This window comes from Gibbsiella dentisursi (genome assembly GCF_039539505.1).
Classification (GTDB): domain Bacteria; phylum Pseudomonadota; class Gammaproteobacteria; order Enterobacterales; family Enterobacteriaceae; genus Gibbsiella; species Gibbsiella quercinecans.
Map to the genome: position 1 here is coordinate 160,150 of NZ_BAABDG010000008.1, position 24,676 is coordinate 184,825.

The 24,676-nt window shown below is 56.5% G+C and carries 19 protein-coding genes, 1 tRNA gene and 3 pseudogenes; 9 read left to right on the forward strand and 14 right to left on the reverse strand.

Translation table 11 applies throughout. From position 1 onward, the window contains the following. The first annotated feature begins 4 nt into the window (after positions 1 to 4). The gene (locus tag ABFX35_RS18855; protein WP_183096492.1) at positions 5 to 151 is read left to right on the forward strand and encodes a hypothetical protein; all 147 of its coding nucleotides are present in this window, start codon (positions 5 to 7) and stop codon (positions 149 to 151) included. A gap of 152 nt (positions 152 to 303) precedes the next feature. On the opposite strand, the gene ABFX35_RS18860 is transcribed toward ABFX35_RS18855, so the two are convergent. Further along, complete coding sequence (locus tag ABFX35_RS18860; RefSeq protein ID WP_346082453.1) at positions 304 to 1,872, reverse strand: ABC transporter substrate-binding protein; 1,569 nt, start codon at positions 1,870 to 1,872, stop codon at positions 304 to 306. A 243-nt stretch (positions 1,873 to 2,115) separates the two neighbouring features. Continuing rightward, positions 2,116 to 3,135, reverse strand: a complete 1,020-nt coding sequence (argF, locus tag ABFX35_RS18865; protein ID WP_346082455.1) for an ornithine carbamoyltransferase — start codon at positions 3,133 to 3,135, stop codon at positions 2,116 to 2,118. 162 nt (positions 3,136 to 3,297) lie between these two features. On the opposite strand from argF, the gene rraB reads away from it, so the two are divergent. The 3 genes from rraB to ABFX35_RS18880 all read left to right on the forward strand — a co-directional run bounded on the left by rraB (position 3,298) and on the right by ABFX35_RS18880 (position 5,938). After that, the gene (gene rraB, locus ABFX35_RS18870) at positions 3,298 to 3,723 is read left to right on the forward strand and encodes a ribonuclease E inhibitor RraB (RefSeq protein WP_095846965.1); all 426 of its coding nucleotides are present in this window, start codon (positions 3,298 to 3,300) and stop codon (positions 3,721 to 3,723) included. Positions 3,724 to 3,821: 98 nt separating this feature from the next. Next, positions 3,822 to 4,604 (forward strand): tRNA isopentenyl-2-thiomethyl-A-37 hydroxylase MiaE, encoded by a 783-nt coding sequence (miaE, locus tag ABFX35_RS18875; RefSeq protein ID WP_095846966.1) that lies wholly within the window; start codon positions 3,822 to 3,824, stop codon positions 4,602 to 4,604. A 314-nt stretch (positions 4,605 to 4,918) separates the two neighbouring features. Then, positions 4,919 to 5,938 (forward strand): acyltransferase family protein, encoded by a 1,020-nt coding sequence (locus ABFX35_RS18880; protein ID WP_346082456.1) that lies wholly within the window; start codon positions 4,919 to 4,921, stop codon positions 5,936 to 5,938. Positions 5,939 to 6,057: 119 nt separating this feature from the next. Here ABFX35_RS18880 and ABFX35_RS18885 read toward each other — a convergent pair whose 3' ends face one another. The 4 genes from ABFX35_RS18885 to pepA all read right to left on the reverse strand — a co-directional run bounded on the left by ABFX35_RS18885 (position 6,058) and on the right by pepA (position 11,773). Continuing rightward, complete coding sequence (locus ABFX35_RS18885; RefSeq protein WP_183096494.1) at positions 6,058 to 6,531, reverse strand: GNAT family N-acetyltransferase; 474 nt, start codon at positions 6,529 to 6,531, stop codon at positions 6,058 to 6,060. A 250-nt stretch (positions 6,532 to 6,781) separates the two neighbouring features. Next, positions 6,782 to 9,658 carry a valine--tRNA ligase gene (locus ABFX35_RS18890; RefSeq protein WP_346082458.1) on the reverse strand — a complete coding sequence of 959 codons (2,877 nt, stop codon included), beginning with the start codon at positions 9,656 to 9,658 and terminating at the stop codon, positions 6,782 to 6,784. A gap of 13 nt (positions 9,659 to 9,671) precedes the next feature. Then, a complete protein-coding gene (locus ABFX35_RS18895; RefSeq protein WP_095846970.1) occupies positions 9,672 to 10,124 on the reverse strand; it encodes a DNA polymerase III subunit chi in 453 nt (150 codons plus the stop codon). A gap of 137 nt (positions 10,125 to 10,261) precedes the next feature. Further along, positions 10,262 to 11,773 carry a leucyl aminopeptidase gene (gene pepA, locus ABFX35_RS18900; protein WP_095846971.1) on the reverse strand — a complete coding sequence of 504 codons (1,512 nt, stop codon included), beginning with the start codon at positions 11,771 to 11,773 and terminating at the stop codon, positions 10,262 to 10,264. A gap of 281 nt (positions 11,774 to 12,054) precedes the next feature. On the opposite strand from pepA, the gene lptF reads away from it, so the two are divergent. Together lptF and lptG are read left to right on the forward strand one after the other, a co-directional pair. Continuing rightward, complete coding sequence (lptF, locus tag ABFX35_RS18905; RefSeq protein ID WP_279025949.1) at positions 12,055 to 13,149, forward strand: LPS export ABC transporter permease LptF; 1,095 nt, start codon at positions 12,055 to 12,057, stop codon at positions 13,147 to 13,149. Beyond that, positions 13,149 to 14,219 carry an LPS export ABC transporter permease LptG gene (gene lptG, locus ABFX35_RS18910; protein WP_279025947.1) on the forward strand — a complete coding sequence of 357 codons (1,071 nt, stop codon included), beginning with the start codon at positions 13,149 to 13,151 and terminating at the stop codon, positions 14,217 to 14,219. The genes lptF and lptG overlap by 1 nt, the downstream gene beginning before the upstream one ends. Before the next feature lie 70 nt (positions 14,220 to 14,289). Here lptG and ABFX35_RS18915 read toward each other — a convergent pair whose 3' ends face one another. The 5 genes from ABFX35_RS18915 to deoC all read right to left on the reverse strand — a co-directional run bounded on the left by ABFX35_RS18915 (position 14,290) and on the right by deoC (position 19,456). Beyond that, positions 14,290 to 15,057, reverse strand: a complete 768-nt coding sequence (locus ABFX35_RS18915) for a DeoR/GlpR family DNA-binding transcription regulator (RefSeq protein WP_279025945.1) — start codon at positions 15,055 to 15,057, stop codon at positions 14,290 to 14,292. 308 nt (positions 15,058 to 15,365) lie between these two features. Next, positions 15,366 to 15,767 (reverse strand): VOC family protein, encoded by a 402-nt coding sequence (locus ABFX35_RS18920; protein WP_346082461.1) that lies wholly within the window; start codon positions 15,765 to 15,767, stop codon positions 15,366 to 15,368. 1 nt (position 15,768) lies between these two features. After that, positions 15,769 to 17,100: an L-fucose:H+ symporter permease gene (gene fucP, locus ABFX35_RS18925; RefSeq protein ID WP_346082463.1), complete on the reverse strand. Its 1,332-nt coding sequence runs from the start codon at positions 17,098 to 17,100 to the stop codon at positions 15,769 to 15,771. Then, positions 17,097 to 18,626, reverse strand: coding sequence for a xylulokinase (locus tag ABFX35_RS18930; protein ID WP_346082464.1), 1,530 nt, complete (start codon positions 18,624 to 18,626; stop codon positions 17,097 to 17,099). The genes fucP and ABFX35_RS18930 overlap by 4 nt, the downstream gene beginning before the upstream one ends. A gap of 80 nt (positions 18,627 to 18,706) precedes the next feature. Next, the gene (deoC, locus tag ABFX35_RS18935) at positions 18,707 to 19,456 is read right to left on the reverse strand and encodes a deoxyribose-phosphate aldolase (RefSeq protein ID WP_346082465.1); all 750 of its coding nucleotides are present in this window, start codon (positions 19,454 to 19,456) and stop codon (positions 18,707 to 18,709) included. Positions 19,457 to 19,710: 254 nt separating this feature from the next. On the opposite strand from deoC, the gene ABFX35_RS18940 reads away from it, so the two are divergent. Together ABFX35_RS18940 and ABFX35_RS18945 are read left to right on the forward strand one after the other, a co-directional pair. Then, positions 19,711 to 19,795, forward strand: a tRNA-Leu gene (locus ABFX35_RS18940). 188 nt (positions 19,796 to 19,983) lie between these two features. Then, positions 19,984 to 21,257: pseudogene (locus ABFX35_RS18945) on the forward strand (tyrosine-type recombinase/integrase). 34 nt (positions 21,258 to 21,291) lie between these two features. Here ABFX35_RS18945 and ABFX35_RS18950 read toward each other — a convergent pair. After that, the gene (locus ABFX35_RS18950; RefSeq protein ID WP_346082472.1) at positions 21,292 to 22,281 is read right to left on the reverse strand and encodes an IS481 family transposase; all 990 of its coding nucleotides are present in this window, start codon (positions 22,279 to 22,281) and stop codon (positions 21,292 to 21,294) included. Positions 22,282 to 22,365: 84 nt separating this feature from the next. Here ABFX35_RS18950 and ABFX35_RS18955 point away from each other — a divergent pair, with 84 nt between their 5' ends. Next, positions 22,366 to 23,400 (forward strand): IS110 family RNA-guided transposase, encoded by a 1,035-nt coding sequence (locus tag ABFX35_RS18955; protein ID WP_346082467.1) that lies wholly within the window; start codon positions 22,366 to 22,368, stop codon positions 23,398 to 23,400. 241 nt (positions 23,401 to 23,641) lie between these two features. On the opposite strand, the pseudogene ABFX35_RS18960 reads toward ABFX35_RS18955, so the two are convergent. After that, positions 23,642 to 24,547: pseudogene (locus ABFX35_RS18960) on the reverse strand (IS3 family transposase); the annotation flags it as partial. A gap of 9 nt (positions 24,548 to 24,556) precedes the next feature. Next, positions 24,557 to 24,676 (reverse strand): annotated as a pseudogene (locus tag ABFX35_RS18965) (IS30-like element IS30H family transposase); the annotation flags it as partial.

The following is a 24,676-nucleotide window of genomic DNA, read 5'->3' on the forward strand; positions in this document are numbered from 1 at the left end:
GGGCGTGTTGAACAAACTGTCTTTTTCAGGCAAAAAAAAGCCCCTCAACGAGGGGCTTGAAGCGATCGGTTTCGCCACAGGAGAAATAACGGCAGCAGGCCGCCGAACGGCAGCCGGTTTTGTCGGTTATGGCGAACAAAACACACGCTGATAGTCATACTTTCTCCTGGCAAATTGTCGCGCATTATACGCATGCTTTTCGCGACTGCAAGCGCTAAAGCGCGCATTTTTGCCCACGAGCAAACGATTGGCTCCGATTTTACTCACCTTAACGAATACAACCGCACCCGGCGCGCGGCTGGGTTATTTACTGACGCGATCGTAGTAGACCATATCGGCATTCAGGCCCTGCTGGTAGCCTTTAACGTTATCGCGCAGCGCCACTTCGGTTTTGGCCTGATCGATAAACACATAGGGTGAGCTGCGTTGCAGCGCCTGCTGCAGTTCAGTATACAACGCGGTGCGCTTGGCCGGATCGGCCTCGGCCACCGCGGCCAGCGTTTGCTTATTCAACTGCGGGATCTGCCAGCCGTTCAAACCGGCGACCGTGCTGGCCTTGCCGTCGTTATAGGCGAAGGCGCTGGCGTTGGAATGGGCGTCGAAATAGTCCGGTATCCACAGGCGGATGGCGGCCTGGTGCTGCCGGGCGCGCACCCGCGCATACACCTGGCTGCCGGCGGCCGGCAGCAGTTCGACCTTCACGCCGCCCGCGGCGAAGCTGGCCTGCAAGGCTTCGGCAATGGTGATGAACGGCGGTTTGTTTTCTACGTCCAGCGTGAAGGCTGCATGGGTGATGCCGGCTTTAGCCAGGATGGCCTTGGCTTTGGCCGGATCGAAACTGAACGGATTATCTTCCAGCGCGCCGGGCATGCCGATCGGCAAGAAGCTCTGGTGAACGAAATACTGGCCCTTCAGCAGATCCCGGGTGATGCCCTGGTAATCCACCAGGTAGCGCGCCGCTTCCCAGAACGCCGGGTTTTTCAGCAGCGGATTAGCGGTGTTGCCGGCGTTGAACGCCAGATAGTTAAGTTCGGCAGAGGGGATCTCCAGCACCTTGATCCCCGGCTGGCTTTTCAACGCAATGGTTTGATCCGGCCCCAGTTCGCGGGCAATGTCGGCATCGCCCTGCTGGATGAGCAGGCGGCGGGTGGCGGGATCCGGCACGTTTTTAATGATGATGCTGTGCAGCAGCGGCTTGCTGCCTGGGGTGGTCGGATTGGCATCCAACACAATCGCCTGGTGCGGCTGGTAAACGCGCATAGTGAACGGGCCGCTGCCGGCCGAGTGCATTTTCAGCCAGGCATTGCCGTAGTCGCCGCTTTTCACGTTGTGCTGCACGGTTTTGCTGTCGACGATGGAGGCAATCGGCGTGGAGAGGATATTCAGCGCCACCGCCGGGCTGACATCGGCGCTCCAGCGCAGTTGCAGCGTGTGTTGGTCGATTTTCGTTAACTGCGCGTCAATGTTATCCGGCTGCCAACCCAGCACGTTGAGGATAAACGCCGGGGATTTATTCATCTTCACCGCGCGGCTATAGGAGAAGAGCACGTCGTCGGCGGTCAATGGGTTGCCGGAGGTGAAAACCGCCTGCGGGCGCAGCTTGACGGTTAATGTTTTCGCCGCCGCATCCGCCTGCCAGCTTTCCGCCAGCACCGGTGTGATTTTAGCCGGAGCATCGCGATCGGCCTGGACCAGCCGTTGGTAAAGGCTGGGGATGGTTTGGATGCTGGACAGTTCGTTGGCTTCGGCCGGATCGAGGCTGACGATATCATCAAGCGATTGCGCCACCACTAACGTGGTGGGCGGCGTGGCGGCCAGCGCATGGGCGGAAAGGCCGGCCAGGATCAACAGAAGCAGCGTTTTGGCTTTCATAGATGAATATCCCCTGAATGCTGTGCAGAGTGCGCAGTAAGACGTTTTTTTTATCATTGGGTTACCCGGCGGCCTGGCGGCCGCATCCCACGGTAGAATTTTGCTCCGTGTCTGGCAAAGGCTAAACGGGTATTTAATATGCCAAAAAGCGATAACGCCTGGGCAGGGGGAGTGGGCAGGGCCGTGGGGGCAGGGCAGTGGCGAACGGGGTACGGGCCTGGCCCGCACCCCGCCAAAGGGGGCTTACAGCGTTTGGCTCAGCGTGGCGACCATCACCGCTTTGATGGTGTGCAGGCGGTTTTCCGCCTGATCGAACACTACGCTGTGCTCGGATTCAAACACCTCGTCGGTGACTTCCATGCCGCCATGCAGGCCATACTGTTCCGCCATCTGTTTGCCAATGGTGGTTTTATCGTCGTGGAACGCCGGCAGGCAGTGCAGGAATTTCACCGCCGGGTTGCCGGTCTGCTGCACCATGGCCATGTTCACCTGATAAGGCCGCAACTGCCGGATGCGCTCCTGCCAGGCTTCTTTCGGTTCGCCCATGGATACCCACACATCGGTATACAGGAAGTCCACGCCTTTCACGCCGATGGCAATCTCATCCGTCAGGGTGATTTTGCCGCCGGTCTGCTGCGCCAGCGCCTGGCACTCGGCAACCAGTTCGGCTTCCGGCCAGCAGGCTTTCGGCGCCACCAGGCGCAGATCCATCCCCACCAGCGCCGCGGCTTCCATCAGGGTGTTGCCCATGTTGTTGCGCGCATCGCCGATATAGGCGAACTTGACGTCCGCCAGGGTTTTGCCCGGCAGGTGTTCCTGCACGGTGAGCAGATCCGCCAGCAGCTGGGTCGGGTGGAACTCGTTGGTCAGGCCGTTCCACACCGGCACGCCGGCATAGTGCGCCAGGGTTTCCACCAGTTCCTGACCGTAGCCGCGGTATTGAATACCGTCGTACATGCGGCCCAGCACGCGCGCGGTGTCTTTCATGGATTCTTTATGGCCGATCTGGCTGCCGCTTGGGCCGAGGTAGGTCACCTGGGCGCCCTGATCGTATGCGGCAACTTCGAAAGAGCATCGGGTGCGGGTTGAGTCTTTTTCGAAGATGAGCGCGATGTTTTTATTCTGCAGGTGGCGGGTTTCCTGGCCCTGTTTTTTCGCCTGTTTCAGATCGGCCGCCAGCTTAAGCAGCGCCAGGATCTCGGCGGGGGTGAAATCCATTAACCTTAAGAAATGACGTTTATAAAATGGGTTCATCGTGCTCATATCCGGGTATCCCTGCAGTTCGAGTTGAATTAAAATTCACTTTATATGTATGAATATTCAATTTCAACCCCGGGATGGAAATCTTTCACGTTTATCGTGCAGCGGCGGCGGCGGTGTGGGAAAATAGCGCCGATAACGGCCATTTGACTTGAGGATATAGGCATGGCAAACCGCGCATTGCTGGAAGAACAACGTGAAGAAACCCGCCTGATCATCGAAGAGCTGCTGGATGACGGCAGCGATCCTGATGCGCTCTATACCATCGAGCATCATCTTTCCGCTGAAAAGTTCGAAGTGCTGGAACAGGCTGCGGTTGAGGCGTTTAAGCTGGGCTACGAAGTGACCGATGCCGAAGAGCTGGAAGGGGAAGATGGCGTCTTGCTGATGTGCTGCGACGTGATCAGTGAACTTGGCCTGAATGCTGATGCTATCGATCAGCAGGTGGAACAGCTGGTGCAGTTGGCCGAGAAAATCGGCGTCAACTACGACGGCTGGGGCACTTACTTCGAAGATCCGAACGGTGAAGACGGCGAGGATGACGAAGACGGCGATTTCATCGACGAAGACGACGACGGCAAACGCCACTGATTACCGCCGAGGCTTTCAGGCATCAGGCCGTGCGCCCGGTGCCTGAAGGGTAAAACATTATCCTGTGGGCCGGCCAGCGCCGGCCTTTGCTAACCCCGATGACATACCAATCACTTTTAACACCCATTCTGAACTTCCTGCATTGTGAAACCCCAGACGCCTGGATTGCCGCCGCGCGCCGCCCGGAAAACCTGCGCCTGCTGCTGACCGACCATATGGTGTGCGAGCTGAAAGCGGCGCAGACCGGCATGTGGCTGATCCGCCGCTATGTGGCGGACAAACAGGGCGGGGACGCGCTGCTGGCATTGCTGAAGCCTTACGAGGCCTTTGTACACGAAGAGCAGGGCGAGCCGGAAACCCTGTTCCGCCAGAGCAATTTCACCAAGAAGATCCTGCCGAAAAACGGCTCGGCCTACGGGCAGGATCTGGTGGATAAGATGGTGCTGCTGATTAAAGAAGAGCTGCATCATTTTTCCCAGGTGTTGGGCATTATGCAGGCGCGGCAGATCCCGTATCGTAAAATCACCGCCAGCCGTTATGCCAAGGGAATGATCCGCGAAGTGCGCACCCACGATCCGGCGACGCTGATCGATAAACTCATCTGCGGCGCTTATATCGAAGCGCGTTCCTGCGAGCGCTTTGCCCGGCTGGCGCCGCACCTGGACGATGAGTTGAACCGCTTTTATGTTTCGCTGCTGCGTTCTGAAGCGCGCCACTATCAGGATTATCTGGCGCTGGCGCAGCAGATTGCCGGTGAGGATATCAGCGAGCGCGTTGCGCATTTCGGGCGGCTGGAGGCACAGCTTATTCTGGCGCCGGACAGCGAGTTCCGTTTTCACAGCGGCGTGCCGGCGGGAGCTGATGGCCGGGCGCTGGGGTAACGCTGGTTTCGCATACCCTGCCATGCTGTTGGCGTGTTGTCCGTGCCTATTCTGGCCGCTGTGCCAGAATAGGCTGTGGTGCTGCCTGCAACGCGAATTATTTTGGCTATAGCTACCCGGAAATAGGGATGATAATTAATTAACGGTTTTAAACGCCCGGCTAATTTATTGTTTAATAGTATAATGTTTATTTTTAATGGGATTATTCTTAATATCACCGCGAGTGGGTATATTTATCAGGGGTGAAATCGGTGGAATGAGACATTGTCTATGGTACGATACCCCTACAGGGACATATTGTTACGGTACTATCAATGAATATCTCAAAAGGGAAATCCAACTATTTAAAGGGCATTGCGATTATATTAATGCTGGCCCACCATCTTTTTTCTTTTCCTGAAAGAATCAGCCCAGAGGTATCAATAAATTACATAGGAATACTGCCAGGTACCGATATGTATATTGAAACCTATCTTGGCTTGTTTGGGCGCATCTGCGTTGCGATGTTTTTATTCCTTTCTGGCTATGGTTTTTCTTTACGGCGAGAAGTCTCCGCTAAATATATTTTCGGTAAGTTGAAAAATCTCTATATTAGCTATTGGCTGGTTATTTTTATTTTTGTGCCAATCGGGATAATATTTTATCCTGGCCCGACTTTCTCAACGTCAATCACCACATTTATTGAAAACCTGATCGGGATAAAATCCACCTACAATGGTGAGTGGTGGTTCTTTAGGCTTTACGTATTGTATCTGCTTTCTCTGCCGTTATTGATTAAACTGAATAACTATACATTATTGTTGGTTATGTTATTGGCTGCGGGTATTGGCAAGGTCTTAACCAGTCATGATTTGGCGCCGTTGTTTATCAGCGATTACTTTGTCTGGCTATTGCCATTTGGCCTTGGCATGGTCTTTGGCCGCGCGAATGACTTTCCTAAGAACGCGTTAATCGCAAAGGTTCTGAATAAGATCGAAACCACGCCGGCTATTTGGCTGTTTCTCCTGACGGCGATTGCTTTCATCTTATTGAAGAACCTGGGCTTGATCCTCGCAACGCCGTTATTTATTAGTGCGTTGATGAAGTCCTCTGAAAAAATAAATGCAACGTTGTATGGCGTTGTCGATGCGCTTGGCCGGCACTCAATGTATATGTGGCTTACCCACAGTTTTTATTGTTACCACTTTGCGCAGAAAGCGATTTTCTACCCGATGTATACGCCATTAATACTCATGCTATTGATCGCGGTTTCATATCTGACCAGCGTTGTGCTGGCCCATATTGAACGCATGATCAAAAGGCCGTTCGTGGCCAACATGGATACCGCAGGTTGAACATCAGCCGTTGTGAGCCATCGCCAGGAGCGCCGGGTTAGGCTGCTTAGCCTAACCGGCGGAAATTATGCTCCCGAGAGGCACTGGGGCTTCAGCGCGGGGAGCGTGCTCTTTGAAGGCTACAGCGTTTTCAGCATCGTGACTTCGCAGTCGCTGTGCCCGGTGGTGCCCATGGCATGATCGATATGCGCAAAGCCCAGGTGCTGATACAAGGCGATGGCCTGCGTCAGGCTGGCGGTGGTTTCCAGGTAACAGCGGCGGAACCCCTGTTCACGGGCAAAGTCCAGCGCTTGCAGCGCCAGGCGTTTTGCCAGGCCTTTGCCGCGCAGCACCGGCAGAAAGTACATCTTTTGCAATTCGCACACGTCAGGCTCGCCGCCCTGTAACGGCGCCACGCCGCCGCCGCCGGCAACCCGCCCGTCGATCTCAACCACCCAGTAGGCGCTGCGCGGCCGACTGTAGAGCTGATAGAGCGTGTCCAGATCGGGATCGGAAACGGTATAGCCTTTATCCGCCGTCAGGCCGTGCTCGGCGGAAACGTCGCGAATGACTTGAGCAATAGCGGCATTGTCTGCTGCCGTAATCGGGCGCACCCGCAGGCGCGTAGAGATTGCTGTGGTCATATCTTTATACTCACTTGCCAATAATCGTGAAAACCTGTCGCGATGGCAGGACAAAACACGCCGGGGCCGCGCCCAAGCGTGTTCTACTATAGCAATGCTTTGTAATAACATTGAAACCCGGCCGGATGCAATGGCGGCAAGCCGCCGCCGTGGGCCAGGCTCTCTGCTGATGCTAACCGTTGCCCCGCACTCTGTGCGGGTGAAGGGCAACGGTTGCGGCTTACAGGGCGGCGATGGTCGCCTGTTGTTCCTGCAGTTTCACTTTGCCTTCTTTACAGGCCGCCAGACGATCGCGCTCTTTATTCACCACCGCTTCCGGCGCGCGGGCGACGAAGCTTTCGTTCGCCAGCTTGCCTTCGATCGCGGCGATTTCACCGTCCAGCTTGGCCATTTCTTTCGCCAGGCGCGCGATTTCCGCATCCTTATCGATAAAGCCCGCCATTGGGATCAGCAGTTCGGCGCCGTCCACCAGTTTGGTGACGGAAACCGGGCCTTTCTCGCCGGCCGGCAGCAGGGTGATGGACTGCAGGCGCGCCAGCTTCTCGATAAAGCTCTGGTTTTCCTGCACGCGGCGCTGTGCATCGGCGTTGGCGTTGCGCAGCAGCACGTCCAGCTGTTTGCTCGGCGCGATGTTCATCTCGGCGCGGATGTTGCGCACCGCGGTGATCGCCTGCTTGATCCACTCCAGATCGTCCAGCGCCTGCTGGTCTTCCTGGGCGGCGTCGTAGGCCGGGAACGGCTGCAGCATGATGGTGTCGGCGGTGATGCCTTTCAGCTGCTTCACGCGCTGCCAGATGGTCTCGGTGATGAACGGAATGATCGGGTGCGCCAGGCGCAGCAACGCTTCCAGCACGGTGATTAGCGTGTGGCGGGTGGCGCGCTGTTCCGCTTCGCTGCCGTTGCCCAGCACCGGCTTGGTCAGTTCCAGATACCAGTCGCAGAACTGGTTCCAGGTGAACTCATACAGAATGCCGGCGGCGATATCGAAACGGTAGCTGTCCAGCGCTTCGCGGTAGGCTTTCACCGTGCGGTTGAACTCTGCCAGCACCCAGCGATCCGCCAGCGAAAGCTGCATTTCGCCGCCGTTAAAGCCGCAATCGTGCTCTTCGGTGTTCATCAACACAAAGCGGCTGGCGTTCCACAGCTTGTTACAGAAGTTGCGGTAGCCTTCCAGGCGCTTCATGTCCCAGTTGATGTCGCGGCCGGTGGAAGCCAGCGCCGCCAGGGTGAAGCGCAGGGCGTCGGTGCCGTGCGGCTCGATGCCATTCGGGAATTGTTTCTCGGTGCGCTTACGGATTTTGTCCGCCAACTGCGGCTGCATCATGTTGCCGGTGCGTTTTTCCAGCAGGTCCGCCAGCGAAATACCGTCCACCATGTCGAGCGGATCGATCACGTTGCCCTTGGACTTGGACATTTTCTGCCCTTCGTCGTCGCGGATCAGGCCGGTCATGTACACGGTTTTAAACGGCACCTGCGGCTTGCCGTTTTCATCTTTGATGAAGTGCATGGTCAGCATGATCATGCGGGCAATCCAGAAGAAGATGATGTCGAACCCGCTCACCATCACGTTGGTCGGGTGGAAGGTTTTCAGCGCTTCGGTCTGCTCCGGCCAGCCGAGGGTGGAGAAGGTCCACAGGCCGGAAGAGAACCAGGTGTCCAGCACGTCTTCATCCTGGTTCAACTGAACGTTGGCACCCAGGTTGTTCTCGCGGCGCACTTCTTCTTCGTTGCGGCCGACGTACACTTTGCCGTTGGCGTCGTACCAGGCCGGGATACGGTGGCCCCACCACAACTGGCGAGAGATACACCAGTCCTGGATATCGCGCATCCAACTGAAGTACATGTTTTCATACTGCTTCGGCACGAACTGGATTTCGCCCTGTTCCACGGCTTCCACCGCCACTTTGGCCAGCGGCGCGGTGCGCACGTACCATTGGTCGGTCAGCATCGGTTCGATGACCACGCCGCCGCGATCGCCGTACGGCACCGTCAGATCGTGTGGTTTGATCTCGGCCAGCAGGCCAAGCTCATCGAAGGCGGCCACGATGGCCTTACGGGCGGCAAAGCGCTCCAGGCCGCGGAACTGGGCCGGGATCTCGCTGCTGTAAACCTGGCTGGCTTCGCCCAGGGTATCGAACACTTCGGCTTCCTGGCGGATGTCGCCGTCGAAAGTCAGAATGTTGATCATCGGCAGGCCGTGGCGCTTGCCCACTTCGTAGTCGTTGAAGTCGTGCGCCGGGGTGATTTTCACGCAGCCGGTGCCTTTTTCCATATCGGCGTGTTCATCGCCGACGATGCGAATGCGGCGGTTGACCAGCGGCAGGATGATCTCTTTGCCAATCAGATCTTTATAGCGCGGATCTTCCGGGTTGACCGCTACGCCGGTATCGCCCAGCACGGTTTCCGGGCGGGTGGTGGCGACGATCAGGTAATCCTTGCCTTCGGCGGTTTTCGCGCCGTCGGCCAGCGGGTAACGCAGGTGCCACATCGACCCTTTGGACTCGCGGTTTTCCACTTCCAGATCGGAAATGGCGGTGCGCAGTTTGGGATCCCAGTTCACCAGGCGCTTGCCGCGATAAATCAGATCTTCGTTATACAGGCGGACAAACACTTCTTTCACTGCGTTGGACAAGCCTTCGTCCATGGTGAAGCGTTCACGCTCCCAGTCCACGGAGTTGCCGAGGCGGCGCATCTGGCGGGTGATAGTGCCGCCGGATTCCGCCTTCCACTGCCAGATTTTGTCGATGAACGCATCGCGGCCATAGTCATGGCGGGTTTTGTTCTCTTCCGCGGCGATTTTGCGTTCAACCACCATTTGGGTGGCGATGCCGGCGTGATCGGTGCCCGCCTGCCACAGGGTGTTTTTACCCTGCATGCGCTGGTAGCGGATCATGGTGTCCATGATGGTTTGCTGGAAGGCGTGGCCCATGTGCAGGCTGCCGGTTACGTTCGGCGGCGGGATCATGATGCAGAAGCTTTCCTGGCTGGTATCGCCGTTCGGCTTGAAGTAACCCTGGCTTTCCCAGTGATCGTACAGCTTCTGTTCGATCTGGGTTGGATCGTATGCGGTGTCGAGTTGACTGTTTGTCTTTTCCATTTTATTTCGTAATTCAGTGAGTTGGCGGCGTTGCCGTGGTCAAGTGGAAGCCGACGCTGCGATAGGCTTTGTAACGTTCGCGCGCCAACTGTTTCAAGGTGTCCTCGTAAGGGACGAAGTCTACCACTTCATGGAAAGCGGTAGCAAAATCTGCAAACTGCGGCTGCAGGTTAATCAGCAAATCGCGCGGGGCGTTGCCGCGTTTGCCGGGCCAGCACAGCTCGACCGGCGCGCCGGCATACGGGCCTTCGCCGGCCAGATTGTGCGGCACGAATTCATGCGGCTCGCGTTGCCACAGCGCTTCGTCCAGGCGCTGGGCCTGTTCCTGGCTTTCACAGGCGATAAGCACCCGCTTGCCGGCGCGCCATCTTTCGGCGGCAACGGCGCAGGCCACGGCTTCATGGGCGCTGAGCGCGCCTGCGGGCTGGTCGTGTTCGAAGAGATAGAACGTTGCCTGTTTGCTCATTAGCTCATTTGCCGTTAGAAAAAAGTAGGGGCGCAACTTGTGCGCCCTTCGGGATCTGCATCACGGCGATTATATACCCAATGGATTTCAAGTTGCAGCCAACAACGCGGCGGCCTGAAACCCACGGAGTATCGGCATCACTCGTCGCCGTTAAGCCCCGCACGGTTCAGCAGGAACTGTGCCAGCATCGCCACCGGGCGGCCGGTGGCGCCTTTGGCCTTGCCGGAGCGCCAGGCGGTGCCGGCGATGTCCAGGTGCGCCCAGCTGTATTTGCGGGTAAAGCGCGACAGGAAGCAGCCTGCGGTGATGGCGCCGCCTGGGCGGCCGCCGATGTTGGCCATATCGGCAAAGTTGGAGTCCAACTGTTCGTAGAACTCGTCCGCCAACGGCAAACGCCATGCGCGGTCGCCGGCCTGCTCGGACGCGCCGATCAGCTCGTGCGCCAGCGGGTTATGGTTGGACATCAGCCCAGTCAGGTGGTGGCCCAGCGCGATCACGCAGGCACCGGTCAGCGTGGCGATGTCGATCACCAGCTCCGGCTCAAAGCGCTCGACGTAGGTCAGGGTGTCGCACAGCACCAGGCGGCCTTCGGCGTCGGTATTCAGCACTTCGACCGTTTGGCCGGACATGGTGGTCAGCACATCGCCGGGGCGATAGGCGCGCCCGCCGACCATGTTTTCGCAGCCGGCCAGCACGCCGATCACGTTCAGCGGCAGGTTCAGCTCCGCCACCACGCGCATCACGCCGTAAACCGTGGCTGCGCCGCACATGTCGTACTTCATTTCGTCCATGGCTTCGGCCGGTTTGATCGAGATACCGCCGGAATCGAAGGTCAGCCCTTTGCCCACCAGCACGATCGGCTTAGCGTCCGGGTTCGGGTTGCCCTTATATTCCACCACGGACATCAGCGATTCGTTTTGCGAACCGGCGCCGACCGCCAGATAGGCGTTCATGCCCAGCTCTTTCATCTGCTGCTCGCCGATGACGCGGGTGGCGATATGGCTGCTGAAGGCATCCGCCAGCTGGCGCGCCTGCGAAGCCAGGTAGCCGGCGTTGCAGATGTTCGGCGGCATGTTGCCGAGATCTTTGGCGGCCTTGATGCCGGCGGCGATCGCCAGGCCATGCTGGATGGCGCGCTCGCCGCTGGTCAGTTCGCGGCGGGTCGGCACGTTGAACACCATTTTGCGCAGCGGGCGGCGCGGTTCGATCTTGTTGCTTTTCAACTGATCGAAGGTGTAGAGCGTTTCTTTGGCGGTTTCCACCGCTTGGCGCACCTTCCAGTAGGTGTTGCGGCCTTTGACGTGCAGCTCGGTCAGGAAGCAGACCGCTTCCATCGAGCCGGTGTCGTTGAGGGTGTTGATGGTTTTCTGGATCACCTGTTTGTACTGGCGCTCATCAAGTTCGCGCTCTTTGCCGCAGCCGATCAGCAGGATACGTTCAGAGAGAATGTTAGGCACATGGTGCAGCAGTAATGTCTGCCCGACTTTGCCTTCCAGTTCGCCACGGCGCAACAGGGCGCTGATATAACCATCACTGATTTTGTCGAGTTGTTCTGCGATAGGTGACAGGCGGCGCGGTTCAAAAACACCGACGACAATACAGGCGCTGCGCTGTTTTTCCGGGCTACCGCTTTTTACACTGAACTCCATGCACTCTCCTGAATCTTAAAGACAAAGGCGGGCGCTACGGCTAGAATGACCAACTCCGTAACGATCTCCCGCCATTGAGTTAACTGTGTGTGTTAACCTGAACGGCGAAAATTTCTCTGTTTTGGCGACTATAGGCGCGTTCCTATAGGACACACAAACAGCTTGATGTTGTAATACTATTTTAGCTGTGAAGGTTGCCATATGATGAGAATAAATGGCGGATTAGCGAAGAAACTATCGATTTTCCTGCAAAAAGACAAGTTTTCACAGGCGTAATAAGCGTGATTATCATTAGATATCTGGTACGGGAAACGCTCAAGAGCCAAATCGCGATTCTGTTTGTCCTGCTTCTGATCTTCGTTTGTCAGAACCTGGTCAAGGTGTTAGGCGATGCGGTGGACGGCAGTATTCCGACAAATTTAGTCATTTCCCTGCTTGCGTTGACCATCCCGAAGATGGCGCAGCTAATTCTCCCTTTAAGCCTGTTCCTCGGTTTGTTGATGACGCTTGGGCGGCTCTACACCGAGAGTGAAATTACCGTTATGCACGCCTGCGGCCTGGGGAAACGCACCCTGGTGGCCGCCGCGATGGTGCTGGCGTTGCTGACCTCGCTGCTGGCGGCGGTGAATGTGTTTTGGGTGGGGCCGTGGGCCACCGGCTACCAGGTGGAGGTGCTGGCGGAAGCCAAGGCCAACCCGAACATCGCCGGGCTGGCGGAAGGCCAGTTCAAGCCGCTGCAGGACGGCAATGCGGTGCTGTTTATCGGCAACGTGAAGGGCAACACCTTTGATAACGTATTTATGGCGCAGCTGCGGCCCAGCGGCAACCAGCGCCCTTCGGTGGTGGTGGCGCAGCATGGCGAAATCAACCAACTGAAAGACGGTACGCAGGTGGTGACGCTGGACAAAGGCTCGCGCTTTGAAGGCACCGCGCTGCTGCGCGATTTCCGCATTACCGATTTCACCGATTACAAGGCGGTGGTTGGCCACCGCGCCGTGACGCAGGGTGAACCCCAGACCGAACAGATGTCGATGCGCGCGCTGTGGCATTCCGACGATCCTGAAGCGCGCGCCGAGTTCCACTGGCGCCTGACGCTGGTGGTTTCCGTGGTGCTGATGGCGTTGATGGTGGTGCCGCTCAGCGTGGTGAACCCACGCCAGGGGCGCGTGCTCAGCATGTTGCCGGCGGTGCTGCTGTATCTGGTGTTCTTCCTGTTGCAAACCTCGCTGCAGTCTAACGCCGGCAAAGGCAAACTCGATCCGCTGCTGTGGCTATGGGGGGTGAACGGCGTTTATCTGGTGATCGCCCTGGGGCTGAACCTGTGGGATACCGTGCCGATGCGCCGAGTGCGCGCGCGCCTGAGAGGAGCCGCCTGATGTTTGGTGTATTGGATCGCTATATTGGCCGGACGATTTTCAACACGATCATCATGACGTTGTTCATGCTGGTTTCGCTGTCCGGCATCATCAAGTTCGTCGATCAACTGCGCAAAGTGGGGCAGGGCGACTATTCGGCGTTGGACGCAGGCATGTATACCCTGCTCAGCGTGCCGAAAGACATTGAGGTGTTCTTCCCGATGGCCGCCCTGTTGGGGGCGCTGCTCGGCCTGGGGCAACTGGCGACGCGCAGCGAACTGGTGGTGATGCAGGCTTCTGGCTTCACCCGGCTGCAGATCGCCGGCTCGGTGATGAAAACCGCTATTCCGCTGGTGTTGCTGACCATGGCGATTGGCGAATGGGTGGCGCCGCAGGGCGAACAGATGGCGCGCAACTACCGTGCGCAGCAGATGTACGGCGGTTCGCTGCTTTCTACCAAGAACGGCCTGTGGGCGAAAGACGGCAACGATTTTATTTTTATCGAGCGGGTAGCGGGCGAGAAAGAGCTGGCCGGGGTGAACATTTACCACTTTAACGATCAGCGCCGGCTGGAAACGGTGCGCTACGCCGCCACCGCCACCTTCGAAGACGGGGTGTGGAAACTGGCGCAGGTGGACACCTCCGATCTGACCAACGACAAGCTGGTGACCGGCAGCCAGACGCTGACCGGCGAATGGAAAACCAACCTGACGCCGGACAAGCTGGGCGTGGTGGCGCTGGAACCGGATTCGCTTTCCATCAGTGGGCTGTATAACTACGTGAACTATCTGAAGGTGAGCGGCCAGGAATCCAACAGCTACCAACTGAACATGTGGAGCAAAATCTTCTCGCCGTTTTCCGTGGCGGTGATGATGCTGATGGCGCTGTCGTTCATCTTTGGCCCGTTGCGCAGCGTGCCGATGGGCATTCGCGTGGTCACCGGTATCAGCTTCGGCTTTCTGTTTTACGTGCTGGACCGGATCTTCGGCCCGCTGAGCCTGGTGTACAACATGCCGCCGGTGCTGGGGGCGCTGCTGCCGAGCATGTTGTTCCTGTTGATCAGCGTGTATTTGCTGCTGAAGCGGCGCTAGAATAGCGTGTTATGGGAAAAGAAAAGGCGCGGCCGCAAGGGCGCGCCTTTTTTGATCGCGGGCGGCGCGCTTAGCCTGCCTGCTCGATGCTCAGCAGCGCAATACCGGCTTCCTGATATTCTTCGGCGTTTTCCGGCAGCCGATCGAGCACTACGGTGTCGATTTGCGCCGCGGTGGCAAACTGCGCCAGCGAGGTATTGCCCAGCTTGCTGTGATCGCAGACCACGATCACCTGGTTGGCATGTTCCACCATGCTGCGCTTGGTTTCCGCCAGCATGATATCGGCCACGCAGGCGCCTTGCTTCAGCGACAGGGCGTTAACGCCCATAAAGGCTTTATCGATGTTCAGCGAATCCAGCAGCGAACGGCCGCTAATCGCCACCGCACAGTGGTAGCCTTTTTTGACGATGCCGCCGAGCAGCACAATTTGAACGGATTCCACATCTTCCAGGCTCTTGGCGATAATAAAATCATTAGTGATCACCGTAATATTGCGGCGCTGGCGGATGTGACGGGCGATTTGCAACGTTGTGGTGCCGGTATCAAGCACGATGATATCGCCATCTTCCACCAGGCTGGCGGCCAGTTGGCCGATTTGCTCTTTGGAGGAGAGATTGACCTCTTCACGCTGATCCGAGCTGATTTCGAAGCTGGCGCGGGTGCGCAAGATAGCACCGCCGTGGGTGCGGGTGAGCATACCGGCGTCTTCCAGAATACGCAGATCGGTACGGATGGTGGCGCCAGATACATTAAAACGCTCGCTCATCTCGCTGACGGACAGCTTGCGTTTTTCTTTCAGGATAGCGAGAAGTTTTTCCTGGCGTTCCTCTGCGTACATACCCATTCCCTGCTTGCTGAACGATGTGCGGATTAATATAACCCGCACATGCGTTGCTGGCAAAAGCGCTGTTGCCGCTAACTCTGGGACCAGGGAGCGTTAGCCACAACACCGTACCTGCTCCCTCTCCCTTGGGGAGAAAGAGAGTTAACCACAGCACTGTATCTGTTCCCTCTCCCTGTGGAGAGGCGGAGTTAGCTACAGCACTGTACCTGCTCCCTCTCCCTGTGGAGAGGCGGAGTTAGCTACAGCACTGTACCTGCTCCCTCTCCCTTGGGGAGAGGGTTGGGGTGAGGGGGAAGGGGAAGCTACAGCGGCTGATTAAACTCCACCCGCTCCCCATCGGGCCCGGCGATCATAAAGTAGCGCACGCCGTGGCAGCCGCTGGGTTGCAGCGCGGGGCCTTCCGTCAGCGGATAGCCGAGCCGCTCCACCCACTGCTGCGCCGCCGCCAAATCGCTAACCCGCAACGCCACATGGTCAAGGCCAAAGCAGGCCGCGTTGCGCGCCTGCCCCTGCCAGGGCAACTGATACAGCTCCAGTATCAGCTCACCCAGCACCAGAAAACGCACCTCAACCGTGCCCTGCGGCTCCTCAATGGCCAATGACTGGCGCGTGGTAAAACCCAGTGAGTGGTAAAAGCGGGTCGCCTGTTCGATATCCGCACTGCGCAGGCCAACGTGCGCCAGGCCGGTAATCAGATTCGCCATACTAAATCCCCTTTTTCACACAGTAGAAACCGTAGAAGGCGACGTAGGCGAAGCAGACCAGCGGCACGGCGAAGGCGATCTGCATATTGCCGCCGTGGGCATCGGAAATGATCCCCATGATCAACGGTACCACCGCGCCGCCGATGATCGACATCACTACGATCGAGCCGGCGATTTGCGTTTCCTCCCCCAGCCCCTTGATGGTGAGGCCGAAGTTGGTCGGCCAGCACAGCGCCATACAGAAATTGGTGCCCATGATGGCGACCACGGCGACCAGGCTTTGAATGCTGACGGCAAACAGCAACAGGAACACGCAGAGTGAGCAGAACACGCCAAGCAGCAACGCCGGGTTGAATTTCTTCATCAGCGCGGTGGTGACTACCTTGCCGGCGCAGTAGCACACCAGTGTGGCCAGCAGCCAGTAGGTGGCGGAATGTTCGGTCGTGCCCTGTTCGATGATCTGCACAAAGCGGATGGTGAAGCTCCACAGCCCCACCTGCGCGCCGACATACAGGAACTGCGACAGCACGCCGAAGCGAAAGCGCGGCAGCGCCAGCAGAATTTTCAGCGACTGTATCAGCGGCTTGCCCACGCCGTTGTGCGCGCGTTGCGTTTTGCAGGCGGGGAACTTGACCGCCACGAAGATCAACGCCAGCACCACCAGCACGGCGCCGATGATCAGGTATGGCGTTACCACCTGCGACACCATTTGCACGCGTGCTGCCTCGGCCTGTGCCAGCGGCATTTGCAGCAGTTCGGCGTGAGAGGGATCGTTTTTGCCGAATACCAACTGCTGGCCGATCAGTACGCCGAAAATGATCCCCAGCGAGTTGAAGATCTGCGAGAAGTTAATGCGCTGGGTAGAGGTTTCCAGCGGCCCCAGCAGGCTGGAGTAGGTATTCGCCGACGTTTCGAGGAACGACAGGCCGGTGGCGATGATGCCGAGGCAGGCCAGGAACGCGCCATAGGTCATCATCATTGCCGCCGGGATAAACAAGAAACAGCCCAGCGCATACAGGCACAGCCCGATGACGATCGCCACTTTGTAGGAGTAGCGTTTGATTACCGCGGCGGCGGGCAGCGCCATCAGGAAATACCCGAGGAAGAAGATCGATTGCACCAGCGCGGTTTGCGTATCGGAAAGATCGAAACCTTTTTTGAACTGGGCGATCAGGATATCGTTCAGGTTGCCGGCCATCCCCCACAGGGCAAACAGGCAGCAGACCAGCATCAGCTGCAGCCAGGGCGTGGCGGGCAGATAGGCGCTGCGGTCGATGCTTTCCGCCGCGGCGTGCTGCGCCCCCTCGCTTTTGTTAATCAGAGAGTCGCTCATTGTGGTGTTCCTTTATCCGCAGAAAAAGAGAACGAGCTAATAACGTCAAGCTGTTCGTAGAGAGGTTGCGCCTGGTGGTAGAGCCGTTCGAACAGCTCAAAGCAGCGCATATAGTGATCGTGCTGCCGGGGATCCGGCATAAATTCCCGTTCAACGCTGACGGTGCGCTGCACGCCTTCGGCAAAACTGTTGAACAGGCCGATACCGACGCCGGCGATAATTGCACAGCCGGTGGTGCCGTTTTCCTGGTTGCGGGTTTGCAGCAGCGGCAGGTTATAGACCGAGGCTTTGATCTGCAGCCACAGCGCGCTGCGGGCGCCGCCGCCGGAGGCAATGATCGCCTCTGGCGATTGCGCGCAGCGCTGCAACTGCTGCAGGTTGCGCAACGAGGCCAGCGCCACGCCTTCCAGCACGGCGCGGTAGAGGTGCCCTTGCCGGTGTTTACGCTGCAGGCCGAAGAACTGCGCGCGTGAATTGGTGTGCGCCGCCAGGCGTTCGCCGGTGAGGTAGGGCAGAAAAATCAGCCCTTCTGCCCCCGGAGCGATCTCGGCCGCCAGATCGAGCATTTGCTGGTGGCTGAGCCGGCTGTCGTTCAGCGCCATACGCGCCCAGCGCATGGCATCGCCGCCGGCATCGAGAATGGTGAAGCCGCCCCAGGCCGGATTGGCCAGATGCAGGTTATTCACCCAGGGATCGCGCAGCGGCTTGCCGGCCACCATCGTCAGCAACGTGGAGGTGCCGGTGCTGTCGGAGGCGGCGCCGGGTTGATAGACGCCGGAACCCAGCAGCGTGGCGGCCATATCCGCCGCCCCGGCCACCACCGGGATGCCCACCGGCAAACCGGTGGCCGCCGCCGCTGCGGGGCCGATCTGACCGATGATATCGCTGGAGAGGTGCAGCGCCGGCAGTTGATCCACCCGCAGATGAAAATGGCGCAGAGCGGGTTCCGACCAGGTTAGCGTGCCGCTATCCAGCAGATAATAACAGGAGGCTTCGCTGTAATCGGTGGCGCGGGCGCCGCAGAGCCGGAAGTTGATGTAGTCTTTCGGCATCAGCACTGTGGCAATGCGTGCCCACTGATCGGGGTGGTGTTCGCGCAGCCAGGCCAGTTTGAACGCCGGCCAGGCGGCCGTCGGCGGGTTATTCAGCATCGCCAGCCAGCTTTCCGCCAGCCTTTGCTGTTTAAAGCGATCGACCTGTGGTTGTGAGCGTTTATCGTTCCACAGCAGGGCGCGATCGACCACCAGTTCGCCTGCGGCATCCAGCAGCACGGTGCCGTGCATTTGCCCGCAGACGCCAACCGCGGCGATGCGCGGGCGCTGGTCGGCAAAGCGCGCCAACAGCTCTTGCAGACACTGGCAGGCGCTTTGCCACCACAACGAAGGCGGTTGCTCCGCCCAGCCGGCCTGCGGCGTGATTTGATCGTATTCGCGCTGCGTGAAGCCGAGGATTTGCCCGGTATTTGTGACCAGCCCGGCGCGGGTACTGCCGGTGCCGACATCAAGGGTAAGAAGTATATCTTTCATTATTATCACTCCCGTTTTGGGCGGCGGGCGCCGCCCCTAGAAGCGTTATGCTGATGGCGCCAGAGGCCGCCTATCAGGTTTTAGTTATCGTGCAGCTCCGGGAACAGGTTGGGATCCTGTTCCAGTTGTTCCAAGACTTTTTGGGTGGTGGCGGCGCTCATGCCGAAGCGGCGCACGCCCAGGCGATACAGCGCCCGGATGGTGGCCAGATCGCGAATGCCGCCGGCCCCTTTGATCTGGATGCGGCCGCGCAGCTGATCGGCGATGATCGCCACTTTTTCCACCGTGGCGCCGGTCGGCGCCCAGCCGGTGGCGGTTTTCACCCAGGCCATGCCGACCTCAACGGCGATTTCGCACAGCGTGCGTATCTGTTGCTCATTCAGGTAGTGCGTTTCCAGAATGACTTTGGCTGGCACCGGCGCGGCGGCTTCCACCACGCGGCGCAGATCCTGACGCACGTAGTCGTAATCGCCGGAGAGCACTTTGCCTATATTCACCACCATATCGACCTCGCGCGCGCCGTCGGCAATCAGCTGGCGCACCTCTTGAACTTTGATATCGGTGGCGTGCGCCCCGCCAGGGAAGCCGACCGGCCCGCCGATCATGACGTCTGCCCGGCCCTGCTCGGGCAGTAGCGTGCTGAGAAAGCGCGTCCAGCAGGGCAGCACGTGGACGGAAATGATGTGATAGCGGGTGGCCAGCGCGGCGCAGTGGCGGACATCTGCTTCGGTGTTGGTGGCCTGCACGGCGCTGAGATCGATAAGCCGGGCCATACGTTGAGTGATGTTGTTCATTGCTATATCCTGATTTTTGTTTTCATTTAATTTCATATTTGCACTGTATTTGTTTTCAAATGCATTTGGTAACGCATTTATCCGCAAACGTGATCTGTTTTGCAGTTTTTTTGTTCAATTGCTTTCACCGCGGGGGAGGTAGACAGGGAAGGGCGATTTTGGGCGGGGAAGGGGTGGGAAAGACGAGGTATGACGCTTTTTTCAGCATTCAACCCATTGAATGCTTGATAACTCTTGCGTGCCGATCGCTGGCAGGTATAATGCACCCGTTTTCCGCATACTACTTCAGTGCCGAAGTGGCGAAATCGGTAGACGCAGTTGATTCAAAATCAACCGTAGAAATACGTGCCGGTTCGAGTCCGGCCTTCGGCACCAAAAAGCGAAAAATCAGACGTCAACAGACGTCTTTTTTTATGCCTGAAATCCAGTATCCGCAAGGCTTTCCTCGCTTTTCACTCAACCTGATTCAATCTACATCAATTTACTGATGCGGTTACAACTGCGGGTATATCCCGGTTCGATAATGTTTGTACCCACACAGAACCCTTGAAAGGATACTCATCATGGCTCTGAGTGATGTGAAGGTTCGTTGGGCGAAGGCGGAAGCAAAAGCCTATAAGCTGACTGACGGCGAAAGCATGGTGTTGCTGGTTTACCCTAACGGTTCCAAATACTGGCGGCTGCGTTATCGCTTCGGTGGTAAAGAGAAGATGCTGGCGTTGGGGAAATACCCCGAAGTCTCGCTGGCGGATGCCAGGGCTCGCCGGGATGAAGCCCGTAAGCTGTTAGCAAACGGCGTGGATCCCAGTGAAAACAAGAAAGCCTTTAAGGTAGAGCAGGAGCAAGAGGAGATAACGTTTGAAGTGGTCGCCAGAGACTGGCACGCCAGCAATCAGAAATGGTCTGCATCGCATAGCGCGCGTGTATTGAAAAGCCTTGAAGATAATCTCTTTACTGCTATCGGTAAGCGGAACATTGCGGAACTGAAGACTCGGGATCTGCTTGTACCCATTAAAGCCGTCGAGTCATCCGGACGACTTGAAGTCGCAGCTCGTTTACAGCAGCGTACTACCGAGATTATGCGCTTTGCCGTTCAGAATGGCTTAATCGACTACAACCCCGCGCAGGAGATTGCTGGTGCGGTTGCTACGGCGAAAAGACAGCATCGTGCTGCTCTAGAACTTAATCGCATTCCTGAATTGCTTCACCGCATCAATCACTATTCTGGCAGGCCGTTAACCCGACTGGCGGTTGAACTCACTTTGTTGGTTTTCATCCGTTCAAGCGAGCTGCGTTTTGCCCGCTGGTCAGAAGTCGATTTCGAAACTGCTATGTGGACGATTCCGGGTGAGCGTGAACCGCTGGAAGGTGTTAAACATTCTCAGCGTGGTTCGAAGATGCGTACTCCACATCTTGTTCCCTTGTCGCGTCAGGCTCTGGCTATTCTTGAAAAAATTAAAAGCATGAGCGGGAACCGTGAGCTGATTTTTGTGGGCGATCACGATCCTCGTAAGCCGATGAGTGAGAATACGGTTAATAAGGCTCTACGAGTGATGGGTTATGACACGAAAACGGAAGTGTGGGGGCATGGTTTCAGGACGATGGCTTGTAGTTCTCTGATTGAGTCAGGATTGTGGTCGAGGGATGCTGTGGAGAGGCAGATGAGCCATCAGGAGCGTAGTTCAGTTCGGCGGCTTATATTCATAAGGCGGAACATCTTGAGGAGCGTAGGCTGATGTTGCAATGGTGGTCGGATTATCTGGATGCGAATCGGGAGAGGGGGGTTAGTCCATTTGATTTTGGGAACCTAACGTGTATTAGCTCAGACCTGATCTGACAGTTACCGGTTATTTATACAGGTATCTGTCAGATTACATCTGGCTTAAATTTTTCTCGGCCCAGATGCGCTTTCCATCAAGTAATGTTTCCATTGGCGTCCGGCCACAGCACATTTTCCCCTGATGAGTTCGCTCATTATTATAGTGAGCCAGCCATTCATCAAGATCCGATTGTAATGTATCAAGATCGCCATATAACTTTTTGCGGAACGTCACCTGATAAAACTCGTTCAGTATCGTTTTATGGAACCGCTCGCAGATGCCGTTGGTCTGTGGTGACATCGCCTTAGTTTTTGTGTGTCCGATGTCATTTATCGCCAGATAAAGCTGATAATCATGGTGGTCCACTTTGCCGCAATATTCTGTACCTCTGTCTGTCAGTATTCTCAGCATCGGCAGGCCCTGAGACTCATAAAATGGCAGTACACGATCATTCAGCAAATCAGCCGCTGTAATCGGCGCTTTGGTGACGTAAAGCTTGCAGTGAGCCACCTTCGAGTACGTATCAACGAACGTCTGTTGATAGATACGCCCGACGCCTTTCAGGTTGCCCACGTAGAACGTGTCCTGTGAACCCAGATAACCCGGATGAGCGGTTTCAATCTCACCACAGGCTTCATCATCACTGGCTTTACGTTCCAGCACTGCGATCTGGCTGTCAGTCAGTTCAATGCCGTCACGGGCCACTTTTTCTTCCAGCGCTTTCAGGCGCTTTTTGAAGTTCTCAAGGTTATGACGTAACCAAACGGAACGGACACCGCTACCGGAGATAAAAACGCCCTGTTTGCGCAGCTCGTTACTGGTCCGGTGCTGGCCGTGAGCCGGGAACTCAACGGCATAATCAACAACAGCCCGCTCAGTGGCATCATCAATACGGTTCTTAAGGTTTGGTGCGCGACGACTCCGGTTTATCAGCGCATCCACGCCACCTTCATCGGCCAGTTCGCGGTAACGATAAAATGTATCACGTGAAACGCCCATGATTTTACAGGCTTTCGATACGTTGCTGAGTTCTTCCGCCAGATTGTAGTGATGTGATGGACGCCCTTCCCTGAAGTAGCCAGTGCCATACTCTACTGACTGCAATTAATTCTGGAGTGATATCACATGAACACAATCAGAGTTGTTGGTATCGACATTGCCAAATCTGTTTTTCAGGTATGCGTCTGGATGGTTGATGGTTCAATTGCATATAACAAAAAGATCTCCCGTTCAAAATTGCTGGATATCATTCGACAGTTCGAGCCCGGAACGCTTATCGCGATGGAAGCCTGCTCTACTTCGCACTTCTGGGGCAGAACTTTCAGAACGATGGGATACAACGTCAGACTGATACCTGCCCAGCACGTGAAAGCCTTTGTAAGAAGCCAGAAAAATGATGCAAATGATGCGCTGGCGATTTGTGAAACAGCATGCCGCCCGGGTATCCATTTTGTTCAGGTTAAAACTGCTGAGCAGCAGGATATCAAAGTGCTGCGAAATGCCCGTCAGCTCATGGTTGAGCAAAGAACGGCGCTGGCTAACCAGCTTCGTTCTCTGCTCGCTGAATATGGTCTCATTATCCCTGTTGGGATCCAGTGTATCCAGCAACACCTGCCTGAACTTATTGAAGATGCGTCGAACGAGTTAACTTTCACCGTTCGCCGTTTACTTTCTTCATTGCGGGAAGATATGCAGGCACTGAATGAACGCGTCACCGGTCTGGACAAGGAAATTGCTGCACTGTCTTCACAGCAGACAGCATATCGCCATTTATTAACGATCCCGGGAGTCGGCCCGCTCATTGCGGCGGCATTTATCAGTGATGTGGATGCAGGACAATTTTCCAGCGGCAGAGAATTATCCGCCTGGTGCGGCCTGGTTCCCCGGCAGCACAGCTCGGGAGGCAAGCAACGATTATCCTCCGTGACAAAAAATGGCAATCGTAGTCTCAGAACATTAATCATCCATGGAGCACGGTCTGTAATGCGCTGTATGAAAAAGCGCGATGACAGTCTGGGCCTTTGGCTGCAAAGGTTTGAGGCTCGCCGAGGGTTCCTGAAAACCACGGTTGCACTGGCGAATAAACTGACGAGAATTATCTGGCGTGTGTTGACCGATGGTGTTGATTTTAATATGCACAAGGCCGTTGCGATGAATTAACTAAAAACAACAATTTACAGAAAGCATATTTAACTGAGTTTGCAGGCACTGATGAGAAAACGGCTACCGTCCCTGTAACAGCCTGAAGTTGACCTGGGTAATCATATACCGGTGTAGTGATAAGGAAACAGGGCTCGGATAACATCATGGCGCGGGTAAATTAACCCACTAATGACGTCGGATATATGGTCGCAAACCGTATCGAACCAGTACTTGTAACACCCGGGGCGTCCATATATGGTCAACAAAAACTGGCCACCGCTTTAGAGTTTTTCCAGTATCGGTTTTCCGATTCGTTTGGGGGTAACCCACCGTTATAGTCATGCGGCCTTAGCGAGCTGTAATACCCGACGATATAGTCGGTGATCGCATGAGCAGCTTCGCTAAAGTTTATATAACCTGTCACTGGCACCCACTCGTTTTTCAGACTTCTGAAGAAGCGTTCCATTGGGCTGTTGTCCCAACAGTTTCCGCGTCGGCTCATACTCTGCCTGATCCGGCAACGCCACAGTAACTGACGGAACTGCCTGCTTGTATAGTGGCTGCCCTGGTCACTGTGGAACATCACTCCGGCTGGTTTACCGCGAGCTTCCCATGCCATTTCCAGCGCTTTGATGGTCAGCTTGCTGTCCGGCGAGAATGACATTGCCCAGCCCACCGGTTTCCTTGCAAACAGATCGAGAACAACAGCGAGGTAAGCCCAACGCTTGCCCGTCCAGATATAAGTCACATCGCCGCACCACACCAGGTTAGGTTCTGTCACTGCGAACTGTCGCTCAAGGCGATTCGGGATAACGATATGCTCATGACCACCACGTTTATATCGGTGGGTCGGCTGCTGACAACTCACCAGCCCCAGTTCTTTCATGAGCCTGCCGGCAAGCCAGCGCCCCATTATGAAGCCTCTCATGGTTGCCATAATCGCGATACTTCTTGCGCCAGCAGAGCCATGGCTGATGTTATGCAGTTCCAGAACCTGACTACGTAACATAGCTCGCCTGCCGTCGGGCTTTTCGGGGCTTTTTTCCCAGTATTTGTAGCTGCTGCGATGAACCCCGAACACGTGGCAGAGTGTGACCACAGGATACTGCGCTCTGAGTTTCCCGATTAACGAGAACTGTTCAGGGAGTCTGACATCAAGAGCGCGGTTGTAGATTCAATCTGTCAACGCAACACCCCTTTCAATTATCTCTTTCGGTGTTTTGAACTTCAGTGTCTTTCTTGGTCTGTTGTTTAGCTGAGCTGCAACCTGATCCAGCTCATGTTGAGTATATTG

Coding starts and splice junctions, on each gene's coding strand:
- ABFX35_RS18860 (WP_346082453.1), bottom strand. CDS start 1,872: ATGAAAGCCAAAACGCTGCTTCTGTTGATCCTGGCCGGCCTTTCCGCC.
- argF (WP_346082455.1), bottom strand. CDS start 3,135: ATGAGCACGATGAACCCATTTTATAAACGTCATTTCTTAAGGTTAATG.
- rraB (WP_095846965.1), top strand. CDS start 3,298: ATGGCAAACCGCGCATTGCTGGAAGAACAACGTGAAGAAACCCGCCTG.
- miaE (WP_095846966.1), top strand. CDS start 3,822: ATGACATACCAATCACTTTTAACACCCATTCTGAACTTCCTGCATTGT.
- ABFX35_RS18880 (WP_346082456.1), top strand. CDS start 4,919: ATGAATATCTCAAAAGGGAAATCCAACTATTTAAAGGGCATTGCGATT.
- ABFX35_RS18890 (WP_346082458.1), bottom strand. CDS start 9,658: ATGGAAAAGACAAACAGTCAACTCGACACCGCATACGATCCAACCCAG.
- ABFX35_RS18895 (WP_095846970.1), bottom strand. CDS start 10,124: ATGAGCAAACAGGCAACGTTCTATCTCTTCGAACACGACCAGCCCGCA.
- pepA (WP_095846971.1), bottom strand. CDS start 11,773: ATGGAGTTCAGTGTAAAAAGCGGTAGCCCGGAAAAACAGCGCAGCGCC.
- lptG (WP_279025947.1), top strand. CDS start 13,149: ATGTTTGGTGTATTGGATCGCTATATTGGCCGGACGATTTTCAACACG.
- ABFX35_RS18915 (WP_279025945.1), bottom strand. CDS start 15,057: ATGTACGCAGAGGAACGCCAGGAAAAACTTCTCGCTATCCTGAAAGAA.
- ABFX35_RS18920 (WP_346082461.1), bottom strand. CDS start 15,767: ATGGCGAATCTGATTACCGGCCTGGCGCACGTTGGCCTGCGCAGTGCG.
- fucP (WP_346082463.1), bottom strand. CDS start 17,100: ATGAGCGACTCTCTGATTAACAAAAGCGAGGGGGCGCAGCACGCCGCG.
- ABFX35_RS18930 (WP_346082464.1), bottom strand. CDS start 18,626: ATGAAAGATATACTTCTTACCCTTGATGTCGGCACCGGCAGTACCCGC.
- deoC (WP_346082465.1), bottom strand. CDS start 19,456: ATGAAATTAAATGAAAACAAAAATCAGGATATAGCAATGAACAACATC.
- ABFX35_RS18955 (WP_346082467.1), top strand. CDS start 22,366: ATGAACACAATCAGAGTTGTTGGTATCGACATTGCCAAATCTGTTTTT.